Genomic DNA, 18,103 nt, shown 5'->3' on the forward strand with positions numbered 1-18,103 from the left:
GCCAGAGCCGTGTCGCCAGGGCTTTCTCCGTCAAGCGCGGCGCGCGCCTCCCCGGCGTTTCACCCGGATGCCCCGCGTTGCGGGCCCGACACGCCGGGACGGCGTTCACCCGCCTGAGCATCCCGAGTGGTGCGAGCCCGGGGCCTGGCTGACGGTGGTTCAGTCAGGGCCGGGTCGGTACAGCTGACGAAGAGCCAGCTGCCCGGTCGTGGCGGAAGGACCCTCACATGCGTTCTGTTCGCATCATCCTCGCCACCGCGGTGGCGTCGGCGTCCCTCGCCGTCGCCGCTCCCGCGGCCTTCGCGGCCGGAGGTGACTGGGACCACGACTCCTCCTCGTACAGCAAGGAGAGCAAGGAACACGGATCATCCACCAAGGAGCACGACGGCGGCGGGAGCCACGACGGCCCGCACGGCGGTGTGCACACGGGTGGCGGTGCGCTGACCATGACGAAGGGGGACGACCCCGGCGCCCGTGACCCGAAGTTCGACCCGGAGACCTACAAGGACAAGGACAGCGACCACGGCGGCTCGTCCTGGACCAAGGACGAGGGCGGCGAGTCCTCCTCCTGGACCAAGGAAAAGGACAACGAGGGCTGGAGCGGCGACCACGAGAAGCCCCGCGGCGGGATGCACACCGGAGGCGGCGCGCTCGCCGCGCCCACCGTGACCGCGGGCGGTCTGGCCGTCCTGGCCCTCGCAGGAACCGGCCTGTACGCCGCGCGCCGCAAGAAGTCGGCCCACGGCCTGGCCTGATCCATGCCGGACGCGATAGAGCCGCGGCCGCCACCGGTGCATCGTGTGGCGGCCGCCCGGCGTCTGCGCCCCGTCCGCCCTCCTGCCGTGCCCCCAGAGGTGAACCTCGATGACCGTCCCTCCCGCTTCCCCCTCCGGCGACGAGCCCGAACCGGCCGGCCAGGGGTCCCGCGGCGGCCTGACCGTGCTGTGCGCCGTGGCCCTGCTGCTCGTGGCGATGAGCCTGCTCGGCGGCCGTGACCGCGCCGCCGACGACCACGGCGCGGCGGCCGCCGCGTCCCGTCGGCCGGCCGTCCCGCAGGCCGCCGCCCCGGCGTCGCCCGCCGGTGACGCGCCGGTGCGCGAACTCCCGCGGTCGCGGCCGGTGCGGCTGCTCATCCCCGAGATCGGGGTCGACGCGCCGTTCACCGAGCTCGCCCTCGGCTCCACGGGCCAGCTCAAGCCACCGCCCGCGAACGACACCAACCTCGTCGGCTGGTACGCCGACGGCGCCTCCCCGGGTGAGCTCGGCACCGCCGTGATCGCCGGACACGTCGACACCAAGACGTCGGCCGCCGTCTTCGCCAACCTCAACCAGCTGCGGAAGGGCGACGTCTTCCAGGTCGTGCGCGCCGACGGGCGCAAGGCGACCTTCGAGGTCGACACCGCCGAGACCTTCGCCAAGGACGACTTCCCCAGCGAGCGCGTGTACGGCGACACGCCCGACGCCCAGGTGCGGCTGATCACCTGCGCGGGCGACTACGACCGCACGGTCCGCGACTACAAGGACAACCTGGTGGTCTTCGCCCACCTGGTCTGACCCGCCCCGGCGGACCCGGCCGGACAGCCCGTCCGCCGGTCACCCGCGCAGTCCACACGAATCGCGCGCCGCAGCCGACCGGCACAGGATCGAGTCGCGCCCCCGGCGTCCCCGTCAGGGCCCCCGGCGTCTCCGTCAGGGCCCACGGCACCTCCGGCGCCTACGGCCTTCCCTCCTCCGGCGCCCCGTCCCCCCGGCGCCCCCGTCCCCTCCCGCGAAGGAGTTGTGCCCAGGATGACCACCACGTCCGCGCCCGTCTCACCGCCGCCGACCGGACAGGCGTCGCAGCGCGTGTCCCAGTCCGTGTTCGACGGCTCCCTGCTCCGCGTCATCCTCCTGATCGACGTCCACGACGGCGCCCAGCAGCAGTTCCTGGAGGCGTACGAGCAGCTCTGCAACCAGGTCGCGTCCGTCCCCGGGCACGTCAGCGAGCAGCTGTGCCAGTCGATCGAGAACCCCTCCCAGTGGCTCGTCACCAGCGAGTGGGAGAGCGCGCTGCCCTTCCTCACCTGGGTGAACAGCGAGGAGCACGTGCGGATGGTCCAGCCGCTGCACGGCTGCGTCCGGGACACCCGCTCGCTGCGCTTCCACGTCGTCCGCGAGATCGGGGGCTCCGGGGCGCAGAACGCCAAGGGGAGCCTCCAGGCCGCCCCGCGCATCGGCGACGGGGTGATCCGGCACGCGCTCACCTTCACGGTGAAGCCGGGCAGCGAGGAGAAGGTCGCCGAGATCCTCGCCGGCTACGCCTCGCCCGAGCCGCGCGTCGACGACACCACCCGGCTGTGCCGGACCTCCCTGTTCCTGCACGGCAACAGGGTGGTGCGCGCCATCGAGGTGCGCGGCGACCTGCTCGCGGCCCTGCGCCACGTGGCCCGGCAGCCCGAGGTGCGGGCCGTCGAGGAGGCCATCAACCCGTACCTGGAGCAGGACCGCGACCTGGACGACCCCGAGTCCGCGCGCGTCTTCTTCACCCGGGCGGCGCTGCCCGCCGTCCACCACGTCACGGTGGAGCAGGAGGACCCGACGGCCCAGCGGCACGCGCTGTTCTACCCGGCCCGGCCGGAGTGCGGGATGCGGCTGGCCGAGGAGCTGGCCCGGCACGACGAGGCGGCGGCGGACGACCCGCGCAGCCCGGTCCTGGGCAGCACGATCTTCCAGCGGGACGAGGTCGTCGTACGGCTGCTCGACGTGCGCTTCGGCCTGGACGACGAGGGTCTCGGGCGCTGCCTCGGGCTGTCCGGGGCCGGGCGGGTCAGGGAGCTGACGACGCTCCTCGACGGCCCCGACGCCGTCGGCGTCCAGGACGGCGACCTCCCGCGGATCGTGGAGCTGGCCCGGATGAGGGCGGTCACCGACCGCCGCTCGCCGCAGGACTGAACCCCGCGGCACACGACGGCCGGCCGGGCCCGCGGGAAGCGGGCCCGGCCGGCCGTCGTGTGCGGGGGACGTCCCCGGGGCGGTCCCGAGGGAGCCGCCCCGGGCACGGTCACCTGGGTACGGTGCAGTCGAACGCGTGCAGGTACGAGTTGACCGGGCGGACGTCGTCGACGACGAGCCCCGCCCCGGTCAGCCGGGAGATCATGCTGTCGGTGGTGTGCTTCGCCCCGCCGACGTTCAGCAGCAGCATCAGGTCCATCGCGGTGCTGAACCGCATCGACGGCGTGTCGTCGACGAGGTTCTCGATGACCACGACCCGGGTGCCCGGACCGCCGGCCTCGACGACGTTGCGCAGCAGGCGCGCCGTGCTCTCGTCGTCCCACTCCAGGATGTTCTTGATGACGTAGACGTCGGCCTTGACCGGAACGGTCGTACGGACGTCGCCCGGCACGATCCGCGCCCGGTCGGCGAGGTCGCCGCCCGGCATCAGCCGCGGCAGGGCGTTCTCGACGACCCGCGGCAGGTCGAGCAGACTGCCGTGCATCGACGGGTACTTGTCGAGCAGGCTCGCCACCACGTGGCCCTGGCCGCCGCCGAGGTCGGCGACCGAGGCGCAGCCCGAGAGGTCCAGCAGCGCCGCGACGTCCCGCGCCGACTGCTCGCTGGAGGTCGTCATGGCCCGGTTGAAGACGTCCGCCGACTCGGGGGCGTCCTCGTTGAGGTAGGTGAAGAACTCCTTGCCGTACAGGTCCTCGACGACGTTGCGGCCGGTGCGCACCGCCTCGTCCAGCTTCGGCCAGGCGTCCCACGTCCACGCCTCCGTGCACCACAGGGTGATGGCGCGCAGGCTGTGCGGGTCGTCCTCGCGCAGCAGGCGGGAGGTCGCGGTGTGCGCGTACGTCCCGTCCGGCTGCTCGGCGAACACGTCGTAGCAGGCAAGGGCCCGCAGCAGCCGTCGCAGCGGCTTGGGTTCGGCCTTCACCGCGGCCGCGAGGTCCTCGACGGTCATCGGGGTGTCGCCGAGCGCGTCGGCGACACCCAGCCGGGCGGCGGCGCGGAGGGCGGCGGCGCAGGCCGCCCCGAACGCGAGCTCCCTGAGCCGCATCGGCGGCGGCGGAGCAGTCGGTGCGGTCGTCATGTACCGCGTCCTTCCTGGGAGGGGGAGGTGGGGTTCGTGCCGGCGGCGCGGCGGGTCAGCACAGGCCCGCGGGCTGCGAGGCCCGGCAGGTGTTGTCCTGGAAGGTGTTCTCGACGCCGGACCGCTCGTCGACGAGGTCGGCCGGGGAGTTGCCCTGGAGGTGGTTGCCGGTGATCCGGTTCCGGTCGTTGGTGGCGCCGACCAGGCTCTTCAGCAGGACGATGCCGCCCGACGCGGGCGAGGTGCCCACGTTGTCGCGGACCTCGTTGCCGGTGACCAGGGTGTCCTCGGCGCCGGTGAGGACGATGCCCGAGCCCTGCAGGGCGAACAGCCGCGCGGTCTTCGGGCAGGACTTGTTGTTGGCGACGACCTGGTTGTCGCGCACGGTGAGGGCGCCGGCCCGGGGCTTGTTCTCGTCGCCGACGACGAACACGCCCGCGCAGTTGCCGGTGAGGCGGTTGTGGGCGACGGTCAGGTCGCGCAGCCGGCGCACGGTGACGCCGATCCGGTTGCCCTCCAGCCGGTTGTGCTCGACGACGGTGCCGTCGGTGTCCTTGGCGCCCTGCTCCTCGCCCACGCTGTTGGCGAGGAAGAGGCCGGCGTCACCGTTGTCGCGGGCGGTGTTGCCGCGGAACGTGCCCCGGACCGACTGCTCCTGGGCGATGCCCCACACCCCGTTGCGCACCGCGGTCACGCCGCGCACGGTGAGTCGGTCGGTGTACGTGGCGTGCACGCCGTCGTGGCTGAACCCGGACACGGTCAGCGAGGCCACGGTGACGTCCTTCACGGGGTGGCCCGCGGTCCCCTTCACACAGATCCCGTTGCCGTCCGCGGCGCAGCCGGCGGCGGCCTTCTGGGTGCTGGGCTCGACGACCGTGCCCCGGCCCATGCCGCGCAGGGTCAGTCCGGGCGTGCTCACCGTGACGCTCTCGTGGTAGGTGCCGGGCGTGACGAGGACGGTGTCGCCGGGCTCGGCCGCGTCCACGGCCCGCTGGATCGACTCACCCGGTTTGACGACGTGGAGTGCATGCCCGACGGGGGGAGCGGCACCGAGGCCCGCTCCGAGGATCGCCGCGGTGCATGCCAGATATGCGATGCGAGAGTTCGGCATAATCCGTACGATATGCACGCGTTCCGGGCGAACTTCTGGATAGGTCCGTCCGGTGGCGTGTCTCCCTGGGCGGGTCCGTGTCCCGCCGGACGGCCCTCCGTCGCACCTCGGCGCAACGAGGAGTTCACCGTTCCGCCGGGCCCGCGTCATCGCGGGGGCGCGGCCCGGGCCTAGCTTGGCGCGAGCTGTCAATTGATCTTGTGTCAGGAGCAGTGGCGAACGGGGGGAGTGGCGGCTGATGCTGCACGCGAGGAGAAGGCACGGAAGACCGGTACGGGCAGTGGTGCTCGGAGTGGGCGCCGCGCTGACGGCGGGGCTGCTGCACCTCGGAGCGGCCCCCGCCGTGGCGGCCGGCCGGGACGCCGGGCCGGCGAAGGCTGCCGGGACGGACGCGACCGACGGATCCGCGCGGGGTGGGGACCCCGGGCCGACGGCCTCCGAGGCCTCCGAGGAGGGGGCCCTGGCGGCGGCGCGCCGTTCGGGCCGCAGTGTCGAGGTGACCTCGCTGCGCGGCGAGAGCAGCGACGTGTACGCCACCCCCGACGGGCACCTGGAGGCGCGCGAGTACCTGCGCCCGGTGCGCACCCGCGTCGACGGCGTCTGGAAGCCCGTCGACACCGCCCTGGTCGAGGCCGGTGACGGGATGGTCGCCCCCCGGGCCGCCACCGTGGGGCTGGAGTTCTCCGGCGGTGGCGCGGGCGGGCCGCTGGTGCGGCTGGAGCGCGCGGGCAGGACCCTGGAACTCTCCTGGCCGGGCGCTGTCCCCGCACCCAAGCTTGACGGGAACATGGCAACATATCCGGACATCCTGCCGGGTGTGGACCTGCGTCTGGGAGCCCGCCCGGACGGCTTCACCCAGCTCCTCGTCGTGAAGTCGGCCGAGGCCGCGCGCAGCAAGGAACTCGCGGCACTGCGGCTGACGCTGGACGCCGGCGGCATGACCGTCCGGGAGACCGCGAACGGCGGCCTCAAGGCCGTGGACAAGGGCGCCGGCGGCGTGGTGTTCGAGGCGCCGACCCCGGTGATGTGGGACTCCAGCACCCGCGGCGACACCGCGCCGAGCACCCCCACGACCGCGTCCGGCCCGGCCCGGGCGGGGTCCGTGACGGGCACGCGCCCACGGACGTCCGCCGCGGCGGCCACCTCGGCCGCACCCGGCCCCACGGCGGGTGCCCCCACGCCCGACGAGCCGACCGCCGGTGAGTCCGGACGCCTGGAGCGGGTCGGCGTCGACGTGGCCGACGGAGGGGACGCCCTGGTCCTCACCCCGGACAAGGACCTGCTGACGGGCTCCGGCACCGTCTACCCCGTCTACATCGACCCGCAGTGGTACTCGCCCAAGGCCACCGCCTGGACCATGGCCTCCCGCTACTGGGCGGGTTCACCGCAGTGGAAGTTCAACGGCGACCCCGACGCGGGGCTCGGCTACTGCGGCTGGGACTACTGCGCCCCGTACGACGTGAAGCGGCTCTTCTACCAGATCCCCACCACCAAGTTCGCCGGACGCACCATCCTGTCCGCGGAGTTCGTGGTGCGCGAGACCCACGCGGCCTCCTGCCAGAAGCGCGAGGTGCAGCTGTGGCGGACCAAGGCCATCTCCTCCGCCACCACCTGGAACTCCCAGAACGCCTCCGACTTCTGGCTGGAGCGCCTGAAGACCCTCAGCTTCGCCTACGGCTTCGACGGCTGCGCCTCCGCCGACGCCGAGTTCGACGTCAAGGACACGGTGGCCCTGGCCGCCGCCAAGAAGTGGCCGACGGTCACCTTCGGACTGCGCGCCTCCGACGAGTCCGACCGCTACACCTGGAAGCGGTTCTCCGACGACGCCTACCTGCGGGTCAAGTACAACCGCGCCCCGAACAAGATCGGCCTGTCGCAGCTCACCATGAGCCCCGGCGGCCCCTGCCAGCCGTCCGAGAAGACGGTGCGCATCCGCTCCACGGCGACGGTCCGCGCCAACGACGTCACCGACCCGGACGGCGACTCCGTCTCCGTGCAGTTCCAGGCGTCCTGGGACGCCGGTGACGGCGGCGGCTGGAAGGCCCGCTGGACCTCGGCGCGCACCACCGCCAAGAGCAGCGGCTCCGACTTCTCCCTGGTGCTGCCGAGCGCCGTCCCCAAGAACAAGCACGTGGACTGGCACGTCCGCTCCTACGACGGCGCCCAGTGGTCCGCGTGGAGCTACACGGGCGCCCACGGCTGCCACTTCATGTACGACACCAGCGTGCCCGTCGGACCGGTGATCAGCTCCCGACAGTACGGCGCCTCCGACCCCGAGGACCCGAACGACCCCTGGTGGGACGGCGTCGGCCGCTACGGCACCTTCTCCATCGACACCACGTCGACCGACGTGACCACGTACTGGTTCGGGGTCAACTCCGCGCCCAGCAGCGCCAACACGCTCACCACCTCGGGCGGGGGCGCCAAGACGATCACGTTCATGCCGACCCGTCCCGGCGTCAACTTCATCACCGCCCAGGCCTTCGACACGGCCGGCAACGGCTCGGAACCCACGACGTACACCTTCCGGGTGCGCTCCGGCCAGCCCGACCGGCTGTCGTGGCAGCTGGACGAGGCCGCGGGGGCGACCAGTGTCGCCGGGGCGGGCGGCGACTGGCCGGCCGAGTTGCACGGGGCCACCCCGGGCGCGGCCGGTGTCTCCGGTACCAGCCTCACCTTCGACGGCACCGACGACTACGCCGCCACCACCTCGCCCGTCCTCAACACCGGCAAGAGCTTCTCGGTGTCGCTGTGGGCGAAGCTGGCCGGCACCGACCCCGGCCACGCGAGCACCGCCGTGTCCCAGTCCGGCCAGTACCAGAGCGGCCTGGAGATCTACTACTCGTCCGCGATGGGCGGCTGGCAGTTCCTGCGGGCCGGCTCCGACGTGCCCTCGGGGGCCACCGCCGTGCGCGCGTCCCAGCCGCCGTGCGCCTCCGGCGACACCGCCTGCACCACCGCCCGGCTGACCGACTGGACCCACCTGGTCGGCGTGTTCGACAACGTCAACCACCTGCTCAAGCTGTACGTGGGCGGCAAGCTCGTCGGCAGCGCGACGTTCACCGGGCCCTGGGACGCCCGCGGCGGCACCCTGCTCGGCGGGGTCTCGCACGGCGGCACGACCGGCAACTTCTTCCCCGGCTCGCTCGACGACGTCCAGCTCTTCGACTACCAGCTCTCCGACGCCCAGGTGGCGAAGCTCGCCGCGCGGCAGCCGGTCGACACCGGCCGGCCCGCCAAGCTGGTGTGGCCGCTGGACGAGACGGCCGACGCGACCGCGGTGACCGGCCGCGGCCAGCGCGCCGATGCCGTGCTCAAGGGCGGTGCCACCGCGGGAGACCCCGGCGTGAACGGGCGGGCCGTCACCTTCGACGGCGTCGACGACCACGCCACCACGGGCCGCCCCGCCCTGGACACCTTCCAGAGCTTCGCGGTCTCCGCCTGGGTGCGCCTGCCCAAGGACAAGGAGGCCCGGTCGATGATCGCGGTCTCCCAACTCGGTTCGACACGACGCAGTTTCGAGATCTACCACTCCTCCGCGCTCGGCGGCTGGGTGTTCCTGCGGCCCGAGTCCGACACCGCGGACGCCCCGCTGGTCCGCGCCACACAGAGCGCCTGCCCCGCCAACACCAACTGCGCGGCCGGCCGGTTCGGCGAGTGGAACCACGTGGTGGGCGTCTACGACGCCGACGCCGCCCGGCTCCTGCTCTACGTCAACGGTGTGCTGCAGGCGAGCACCCCGTACACGTTCCGCTGGTCGTCGGAGGGCCCGTTGACCTTCGGCAGCGGTCTCAACACGGACGGCTCGGTGAGCTCGCCGCTCAAGGGGAGCGTCGACGACGTGCGGCTGTACGACCGGGCCGTGTCCGGTGACGAGGTGAAGCAGTTGTTCAAGCAGCGTCCGCTGGTCGGCGCCCGCTGGACGTTCGCCTCGGCCGCGGGCAGCCCCGCGGTCACCCCGGACGCCTCCGCGGCCGGGGCGGGCATGACCCTGTACAACGGCGCCGCCACCGGCTCCGGCTGGGTCGACGGCGGGCTGGCCCTGGACGGCGTCGACGACTACGCGGCCACCGCGAGCGGTGTCACGACCGTCGACACCGGCGCCAGCTTCACCGTGAGCGCGTTCGTGCAGGCCGCCGCCCAGCCCACCGGGAACGTCACCCTGCTCAGCGCGCCGGGCGCCAACAGGAGCGCGTTCGCCGTCCGTTACGTACCCGGCTCCGCGCCGGACGACCCCGGACGCTGGCGCATCGAGACCGCCGACGCGGACACCACGACCGCCTCCACGACCCAGGTGGACAACGGACAGTTCTTCAGCGTCCAGGACTGGACCCACGTGGCCCTCGTCTACGACGGCTTCGCCCGCGACCTGAGCCTGTATGTCAACGGCGAACTGCAGGACGTGGCCTGCGTCGACGCCGACGAGAACGGCGAGCCGGACGTGGCCGGCTGCACGGACGTCGACTCCTCCGGCGAGAACGTGGTGACGTTCAAGGCCGCGCAGAACCTCCAGCTCGGCCGGGCCAGGACCGGCAGCGGCACCTGGGGCGAGTACTTCCCCGGCACGGTCTCGGACCTGTGGACCTTCCAGGGCGCGCTCACCGACACCCAGATCAGTCACCTCGCCGTCGGCATGCCGGGCGTGGCGACCGCCGTACCGAGCGGCGACTGACCCGCCCGACCGCCCGTCCACCCCGCGGGACGCCCCGTCCGGCCCAGTGGCCCGGACCGGACGTCCCGCGGGACGTCACCGCCCGCACGGAACACGTCATGCCACCGCGCCCGAGTCCATCCGGGAGCGCACAGGGGACTACGAGGGATGACCATGAGATCCGGACCACGCAGACTGCTCAGCCCGTTCCGCACACTCCGGCCACCCCGGCGCGGGGTCGCCCTGGCCACCGCCGGGGTGCTGACCGCGACCCTGCTCCAGGGCCTCGCCGTCCCGGCCGCCGCCGGCGGCTGGCACCGGCCCGCGCTGCCCGCCGCGGAGACGTCGCTCGCCGGCGGCCCGGCGGGCAAGGCCGTCCCGCGCACGGTGGCCAAGGGTCCCCGCACTCCGCAGGAGCCCCCCGCCCGGGCGTGGCCGAAGGCCGGCTCGGCGACCGTGGACCTCGCCCGGACCGCCGCCGCCCGGTCCGCCGGCACGGCACCCCACGTCAAGGGGCTGCCGCTGACGCTCGACACGCGGGTCGGCCGGGGGAGGAAGGCGGCCACCGGCACCGTCGAAGCCCGCCTCCTGGACCGGGCGTTCGCCCGCAGGGCAGGTCTCGACGGCCCCGTCTTCACCCTGCGCCCCGGCACCGCCCAGGGCGCCGGAGCCGTCCGTGCCGGGCTCGACTACGCCTCCTTCGCGGGCGCGTACGGCGGCGGCTACGGCGAGCGGCTGCGCCTGGTGCAGCTGCCCGCCTGCGTGCTGAGCACCCCCGACCAGCCGCAGTGCCGCACGGCCCGGCCGGTGCGGACGGTCAACGACACCGAGCACAAGACCCTCACCGCGCAGGCGGTCACGCTCGGCGCGTCCTCCGCCACGGTGCTCGCGGCAGCCGCCGACACCGGCAGCGGCCTCGGCGATTACAAGGCCACCTCCCTTTCTGCGTCGTCCAGTTGGAGCACCGACCTCAACAGCGGCTCCTTCGCCTGGTCGTACCCGATGGCCGTGCCGCAGGTGCCGGGCGGGCTCGTCCCCAACGTCTCCCTGTCGTACTCCTCGGGCGCGATCGACGGCCGCACCGGCAACACCAACAACCAGGCGTCCTGGGTGGGCGACGGCTTCGACCTCTCACCCGGCTTCATCGAGCGCCGCTACAAGGCGTGTTCCGACGACGACGTGAAGAACGCCGACGGGAACGAACCCGGCGACCTGTGCTGGGGTTACGACAACGCCGTCCTCGAACTCAACGGCGCCGGCGGCGAACTGGTGCCCAGCGGCACCAACACCTGGAAGCTCAAGGACGACGACGGCACCAAGGTCGAGCGGATCTACGGCTCCACCGGCGACGTCCGCTCCAACGGCGCCCGCAACGACGAGTACTGGCGCGTCACCGCCTCCGACGGCACCCAGTACTACTTCGGCTACAACCGGCTGCCCGGCTGGGCCAGTGGCAACGAGACCACCGACTCCACCTGGACCGTCCCCGTCTTCGGCGACGACGCCGGAGAGCCCTGCCACGCCGCCGCCTTCGCCGACTCCTGGTGCCAGCAGGGCTACCGCTGGAACCTCGACTACGTGGTGGACACGCACGGCGACGCCGTCGCGTACTACTACGACAAGGAGGGCAATTCCTACGGCCGCAACCTCAAGGCGGCCGACGACACCCCGTACGTCCGCGGCGGCACCCTCGACCGCATCGAGTACGGGCTGCGGTCCAACGCCGTCTACACCGGCAAGGCGCTCGCCCTGGTCGACTTCACCAGCTCCGAGCGGTGCCTCCCCGACTCCACCACCACCTGCGCGTCGATCGCCACCGACGCCTCCCACTGGTACGACACCCCGTGGGACCTGAACTGCGACGCGGGCACCGACTGCGACAAGGGCCGCGTCTCCCCGGCGTTCTTCACCCGCAAGCGGCTCACCGACGTCACCACCAAGGTCCTGGTCTCCGGCGCCTACAGCAAGGTCGACACCTGGAAGCTCACCCACCGCTGGGGCCAGGCCGACATCGACTACCAACTGCTGCTGGACTCCGTGCAGCGCACCGGCTACGACAGCACCACCTCGATCACCACGCCGAAGGTCACCTTCGCCTACACCCAGCTCGCCAACCGGCTCGACCGGACCGGTGACGGCTGGGCCCCGTTCATCAAGGCCCGGCTGTCCACCGTTGCCGACGAGTCCGGCGGACAGATCGACGTCGGCTACTCCGACCCGGTGTGCGACGCGAACGCACTGCCCACCCCCGAGACCAACACCACCCGCTGCTTCCCGCAGTACATCGGCGGCAGCTCCACCACCGATCCCGAGCGGCAGTGGTTCAACAAGTACGTGGTGAACACGGTCACCTCCACCGACCGCACCGGCGGCGCCCCCGACCAGGTCACCCAGTACGACTACCTGGACGGCGCCGCCTGGCACTACGACGACGCCGACGGCATGACCAAGGACACGTTCAAGACCTGGTCGGAGTGGCGCGGCTACGGCCACGTCCGGGTGCGCACCGGCGGACAGGGCGGCGCCGCCGCGATGCGGACCCAGAGCGACTCCTACTTCCTGCGCGGCATGGACGGTGACCGCAAGAGCACCTCCGGCGGCACCAAGTCCGTCAGCGTCGCCCTGGAGTCCGGCGAGGGCGACCCGCTCACCGACCACGCCTCGGCGGCCGGCTTCTCGTACCGGACCGTCACCTACTCCGGACCCGGCGGCACGGTGCTGGCCAAGACGGTGAGCCGGCCCTGGCACAAGGAGACGGCCCGCAAGGTCCGCGACTGGGGCACCGTCACCGCCGACCTCAGCGGCACCGAGAACACCCGCACCTGGACCTCCCTCGACGACGGGGCCGGCGCCAAGTGGCGCACCACCTCCACCACCAACACCTTCGACCCGGCGACCGGCCAGATCACCCAGACCGACGACGCCGGGGACACCTCCACCCCCGACGACGACCAGTGCACCCGCACGACCTTCGTCACGGGCAGCGTCGTCCTCAACACCCCGGTGCGGGTGGAGACCGTCGCGAAGGCGTGCGGCGCCACCACCAGCCACCCGGCCGACGTCGTCTCCGACACCCGTACCGCCTACGACGGAGGGGCCTACGGCGCCCCCGCCACCAAGGGCGACGCCACCCGGGTCGCCAAGCTCAGGAAGTACGACGGGACCACGGCCGTCTACCTGGAGTCCGGCTCCACCGTCGACACCTACGGGCGGACCCTGTCCTCCACCGACCTGACCGCCGACGTGAGCGTCACCTCGGCCGGCACCCTCACGCGCACCGCCCGCTCCGACGGCCGGACCACCACCACGGTGTACAGCCCCACCACCGGCTTCCCCACCAGCTCCACCGTCACCACCCCGCCCGCCACCCCGGGCGACAGCACCACCACCACGACCAGCACCACCACCTACGAACCGCTGCGCGGCCAGCAGGCGACCCAGACCGACACCAACGGCAAGGTCACCACCTACGCCTACGACGCGCTCGGCCGCGCCACCAAGGTGTGGCTCGCCGACCGCACCACCGGCCAGACCCCGAACTACGAGTTCACCTACACCCTCACCGAGGGCAAGCCGGCCGTGGTCGGGACGCGGACCATCGGCAACAGCGGCGCCCAGGACACCTCGTACACCTTCTACGACGGGTTCCTGCGCCCCCGGCAGACCCAGTCGCCCGGCCCCGCCGGCGGCACCCTGCTGACCGACACCTTCTACGACGAACGCGGCCTGGTGGCCAAGGAGTTCGCGCCGTACTACACCGACCGGACCGCGCCGTCCACGACGCTGTTCAAGCTCGACGACGCGCTGGCCGTGGAGACCCAGACCTGGCACACCTACGACGGCCTCGGCCGGCCGACCGAGGAGCGCCGGGTCGCGGGCAACGGCGACGGCGGCAAGGTCCTGGGCGTCACCCGGACGATCTACGGCGGTGACCGCACCACCGTCATCCCGCCCGTCGGCGGCACCGCCACCACCACCCTGAACGACTCGCGCGGCCGGACCACCGAACTGCGCCTGCTGCACGCCCGCAGCCCGGAGGCCGCCTACGACACCACCTCCTACGCCTACACGCCGAGCGGCGCCCCGGCCAAGGTCACCGACCCGGCCGGCAACGGCTGGACGTGGACGTACGACCTGCTGGGCCGCACCACCGACACCACCGACCCCGACAAGGGCGCGATCCACTACGACTACGACGACCGCGGTCAGCTGACCAGCACCAGGGACGCCCGCGGCACCGTCCTCGCGCACCTCTACGACGGCCAGGGCCGCCAGACCGAACTGCGCGAGGGCTCCGCCACCGGCACCCTGCGCGCCAAGTGGGTCTACGACACCGTCAGCGGCGCCAAGGGCCGCCTCGCCGAGTCGATCCGCTACAGCGGGGGACAGGCGTACAGCACCAAGGTCGTCGCCTACGACCGGCTCTACCGGCCGCTGCGCACGTCCGTGACGATCCCCGCCGCCGAGGGCGCCCTGCAGGGCACCTACCTCACGGCGACCACCTACAACGCGTCCGGCACCGTGCAGGGCGTCGGCTACCCGAAGGCGGGTGCGCTGGCGGCCACGACCGTGACGTACACCTACGAGGACGGCACCCTGCGGCCCGTCGGCGTCAGCGGACCGCAGGACCTGACCGGCAGCACCCGCTACAGCTTCACCGGCAAGCCGCTGCAGTACGCCTTCGCCGCCAACGGCGGCAAGAGCACCTACGAGACCAACACCTACGAGTGGGGCACCCAGCGGCTGGCCACCTCGCGGGTCGACCGGCAGGACGTCGCGGGCGTCGACCAGCTCAACACCTACGCCTACGACGAGGCGGGCAACGTCCTGTCCGTGTCGGACACCTCCCGCTCCGGCACGGACGACCAGTGCTTCGCCTACGACTACCTGGGCCGGCTCACCCAGGCCTGGACGCAGTCCACCCCCGCCTGCGCGGACACCCCGAGCAGCTCCGTCCTAGGCGGCCCGGCGCCCTACTGGGACTCCTACTCCTACGACCTGGTCGGCAACCGGCTCACCGAGACCGCGCACAGCACCACGGGCGGCACGGACACCGAGCGCACCTACCACTACCCCAAGCCTGGCTCCCACCGGCTGGCCTCGGTGGACACCGTCACCGGCACGGTGAAGTCCACCGACAGCTACACCTACGACGACAGCGGTGACACCCACACCCGGCTGCTCGGCAACGGCACCTCCCAGACCCTCGACTGGGACGCGGAGGGCCACCTGGCGAAGGTCACCGAGCCGGTCGAGAACGGCAGTCCCAAGGTCACGGAGTACCTGTACGACGCCGACGGCAACCGGCTCGTCGGACGGACCCCGACCGCGACCACGCTGTACCTCGGTCCCACCGAGATCACCCTGGCCAAGGGCGCGACCACGGCGAAGGCCACCCGGTACTTCGACCTCGGCGGCGGCCACCAGGCCGTCCAGAGCGACGACGGCGCGCTCTCCTTCACCCTGGCCGACCACCACGGCACCGCCCAGCTGTCCGTGGACGCCGCCAGCCAGGCCCTCACCCAGCGGCGCACCAAGCCCTTCGGCGGCGTGCGCGGCTCCGGGCCCGCCAACTGGCCCGGCACCAAGGGCTTCGTCGGCGGCACCGACGACACCTCCACCGGGCTCACGCACCTCGGGGCCCGGGAGTACGACCCGGCGACGGGCCGCTTCCTGTCGGTCGACCCGGTCTACACGGCCGACGACCCGCAGCAGATGCACGGCTACACCTACGCGAACAACAACCCGCTCACCTACTCCGACCCGGCCGGCACGGAGATCGGCTCCCGGCCCAACTCCTGCCAGTACGACCTGAAGTACTGCTCCAGGAAGATGCAGCAGGATGTCGGCTACGACCCGAGGACCGGGACGTCCGACTACCGGCGCGGCAACATCTACAAGCACCAGCAGGCCCAGAAGCGGGCCTGGGTGGCCCGCAACACCCCGGTCACCAACGACGTCGACAAGCTGTCGGACTACTTCTCCCGCAGCATGATCGGTGAGTTCTCCGACGACTTCTGGGACAACCCCGTCTACGAGAGCGCCGACAAGGGCCAGGCCTGCTACGGCCGGGAGGGCTGTCGCCAGGCCTACCTCTACATCCTGCACAACGGTGACGACGCCAAGGCCGACACCGCCAAGGAGATCGCGGCCACTTACTGTGCCTACCACCCCAAGTCCTGTGCGGAGAAGGCAAGGGAGGTGGCGCGCGGGGCGGCCATCGAGGGCTACGTGAACATGGCCTTCATGGGGTACCTCGGCGCCCGCTACGGCGCCGACGAGAACCCCTGCAACAGCTTCGTCCCCGGCACGACCGTCCTCATGGCGGACGGCACCACCAAACCGATCGAGGAGGTGCGGACCGGGGACAAGGTCCTCGCCACCGATCCGAGGACGGGCCGCACGGAGGCCAAGACGGTCACCGCGGAGATCACCGGCAAGGGCCTGAAGCACCTGGTGCGGATCACCCTGACGGTCAAGGACGCGAAGGGGGAGCGGACGGTGTCGGTCACCGCGACCGACGGCCACCCGTTCTGGGTCCCGGAGCTGCACCGGTGGATCGACGCCACCGACCTCGCGACGGGCGAACGCCTGCGCACCGAGTCCGGCCTCACGGTTCGCATCAGCGCCGTCCACCGCTGGTCGACACCGGCGACGGTGCACAACCTCACCGTGGCGGACCTGCACACGTACTATGTGCTGGCGGGGGCCACGCCGGTGCTGGTCCACAACTCCACTCCGTGCGGTCCCACCGCGGGAGCGGGCGCCGACCTGACGAACCTGACCGGTTCGGAGATTCGGCGCATCCAGAACGCCGCCAACCGCATCGGCAAGCCGATCTCGGTCGTCGGCAGCCGCACCATCGGGCCGCGTTCGGACGTCAACCCGAAGGGGTGGCACGCCGAGTCGGACTGGGACTACGTGATCACCGGGATCAACAGCCGCACCAAGCACTCAGTGTCGGGCTCACTGCCGAAGGCGGACGTCACCCTCGGGGTCGGGCGACGGCAGGACATCTTCACCGGGCCGCTCGACCCCTCGAGGCCCCACATCACCTTCTACCCGCAGGGGAACTGATGACCGACCACACGCCCTCGGCCACGCTCCTCGCCGTTCTGGGCAACTACTCCGTCGTGCAGGTGGAGGGCCGCCGCTACCCCGCACTCGCGGTGCAGGGGGATACGCTCAAGGTGCTCCAGGAAGCCGTGGAGGGGCTGGCCGCCGAGCTGGACGCGGGTGACGTCGAGGACGCCAAGTTCTCGCTGGCGGAGATCCAGGAGCAGATCGCCTCGATGCTGTCGGCCTACGAGGCGGTGTCCCGCGACGCGGGACTCGGCCTTCCCTATGTGCGCTGACGAACCGAGTCGGCCCGCACCAGGCCGGTGACGCGACGGGGGGTGGTTCCCGACCGGGAACCACCCCCCGTCCGTCCCGCTCAGTCCTTGCGGCCCGTCGCCGCCACCCCGATGCCCAGGCCGATCATCGCGAGGCCGCCGGCTCCGCCGACGAGGGACAGGCGGCGGGGAGAGCGGGCGAACCAGGTGCGGGCGGTGGCCGCGGTCAGGCCCCACACGCTGTCGGACGCCAGGGCGATGGCGTTGAAGACCAGGCCGAGCAGCAGCATCTGGGCCACCACGTGCCCCTGCTCCCGGTCGACGAACTGCGGCAGCACGGCCGCGAAGAACACGATGGTCTTGGGGTTGGCGACGCCCACCGCGAACCCTTCCCACAGGGTGCGCAGCCGGCCCCGCCCGGCCCCCTCCACGGCGAACGCCGCCCGCAGCGAGCCGCGCCGCCGCCAGGCCTTGACGCCCAGGTACACCAGGTAGGCCGCGCCGGCCAGCTTCAGGGCGGTGAACACCAGGACGGAGCGCTCCACGAGCGACCCGACGCCCAGCGCCACGGCCACCACGAGCACGTAGGCGCCCAGCGTGTTCCCGACCACCGTGGTCAGCGCGGCCCGGCGGCCCTGGGCGAGGGCCCGGCCGACGACGAAGAGCACGCTGGGCCCGGGGACCACGATCAGCAGGAAGGACATCGCCGCGAAGGCGAGCAGACGGTCGGTGGCTGGCATGGGGCCATGGAAGCACGCCGGGGGCCCGGCGTTCCCGTCCTTTTTACGCGTCGGCCGTGGTGCGGAAGGGGGCGGGGCGGCCGGATTCGAACCGGCGTCCTCCGAGATGCTGTCGCGGCGCACTACCTCTGTGCTACGACCCCGCCTTGCCGTCGATCATAGGGGATCGGTGGTCCCCTCCCCGGCGGGAGCCGGCCG

Annotated in this window: 9 protein-coding genes and 1 tRNA gene; 6 read left to right on the plus strand and 4 right to left on the minus strand. The window is 72.4% G+C overall.

What is annotated here, in order from left to right; genetic code table 11:
- The first annotated feature begins 227 nt into the window (after positions 1–227).
- The 3 genes from AQJ30_RS01575 to AQJ30_RS01585 all read left to right on the plus strand — a co-directional run bounded on the left by AQJ30_RS01575 (position 228) and on the right by AQJ30_RS01585 (position 2,931).
- A complete protein-coding gene (locus tag AQJ30_RS01575) occupies positions 228–755 on the plus strand; it encodes a hypothetical protein (RefSeq protein ID WP_067227851.1) in 528 nt (175 codons plus the stop codon).
- 109 nt (positions 756–864) lie between these two features.
- Positions 865–1,554, plus strand: coding sequence for a class F sortase (locus AQJ30_RS01580; protein WP_067227853.1), 690 nt, complete (start codon positions 865–867; stop codon positions 1,552–1,554).
- A 234-nt stretch (positions 1,555–1,788) separates the two neighbouring features.
- Complete coding sequence (locus tag AQJ30_RS01585) at positions 1,789–2,931, plus strand: SchA/CurD-like domain-containing protein (protein WP_067227854.1); 1,143 nt, start codon at positions 1,789–1,791, stop codon at positions 2,929–2,931.
- 109 nt (positions 2,932–3,040) lie between these two features.
- On the opposite strand, the gene AQJ30_RS01590 is transcribed toward AQJ30_RS01585, so the two are convergent.
- Positions 3,041–4,069 carry a methyltransferase gene (locus AQJ30_RS01590; protein WP_067227856.1) on the minus strand — a complete coding sequence of 343 codons (1,029 nt, stop codon included), beginning with the start codon at positions 4,067–4,069 and terminating at the stop codon, positions 3,041–3,043.
- Between the two features lie 55 nt (positions 4,070–4,124).
- On the minus strand, positions 4,125–5,180 hold the full coding sequence (locus tag AQJ30_RS01595; protein ID WP_067227857.1) for a right-handed parallel beta-helix repeat-containing protein: 1,056 nt from the start codon (positions 5,178–5,180) through the stop codon (positions 4,125–4,127).
- A gap of 283 nt (positions 5,181–5,463) precedes the next feature.
- Between AQJ30_RS01595 and AQJ30_RS01600 the strand changes: the two genes are divergently transcribed.
- From AQJ30_RS01600 to AQJ30_RS01610, 3 genes are all read left to right on the plus strand, one after another.
- A complete protein-coding gene (locus AQJ30_RS01600) occupies positions 5,464–9,852 on the plus strand; it encodes a LamG domain-containing protein (protein WP_425424123.1) in 4,389 nt (1,462 codons plus the stop codon).
- 153 nt (positions 9,853–10,005) lie between these two features.
- Positions 10,006–16,908 (plus strand): polymorphic toxin-type HINT domain-containing protein, encoded by a 6,903-nt coding sequence (locus AQJ30_RS01605; RefSeq protein ID WP_245726765.1) that lies wholly within the window; start codon positions 10,006–10,008, stop codon positions 16,906–16,908.
- On the plus strand, positions 16,908–17,186 hold the full coding sequence (locus tag AQJ30_RS01610; protein WP_067227861.1) for a DUF6959 family protein: 279 nt from the start codon (positions 16,908–16,910) through the stop codon (positions 17,184–17,186). The genes AQJ30_RS01605 and AQJ30_RS01610 overlap by 1 nt, the downstream gene beginning before the upstream one ends.
- 80 nt (positions 17,187–17,266) lie before the next feature.
- Here the strand turns inward: AQJ30_RS01610 and AQJ30_RS01615 are convergent, their stop codons facing one another.
- Together AQJ30_RS01615 and AQJ30_RS01620 are read right to left on the minus strand one after the other, a co-directional pair.
- Positions 17,267–17,905: a LysE family translocator gene (locus tag AQJ30_RS01615; RefSeq protein WP_067227863.1), complete on the minus strand. Its 639-nt coding sequence runs from the start codon at positions 17,903–17,905 to the stop codon at positions 17,267–17,269.
- 70 nt (positions 17,906–17,975) lie between these two features.
- Positions 17,976–18,050, minus strand: a tRNA-Leu gene (locus AQJ30_RS01620).
- Between the last annotated feature and the right edge of the window lie 53 nt (positions 18,051–18,103).

Origin of the sequence: Streptomyces longwoodensis (assembly GCF_001514125.1) — a bacterium.
Lineage (GTDB): Bacteria > Actinomycetota > Actinomycetes > Streptomycetales > Streptomycetaceae > Streptomyces > Streptomyces longwoodensis.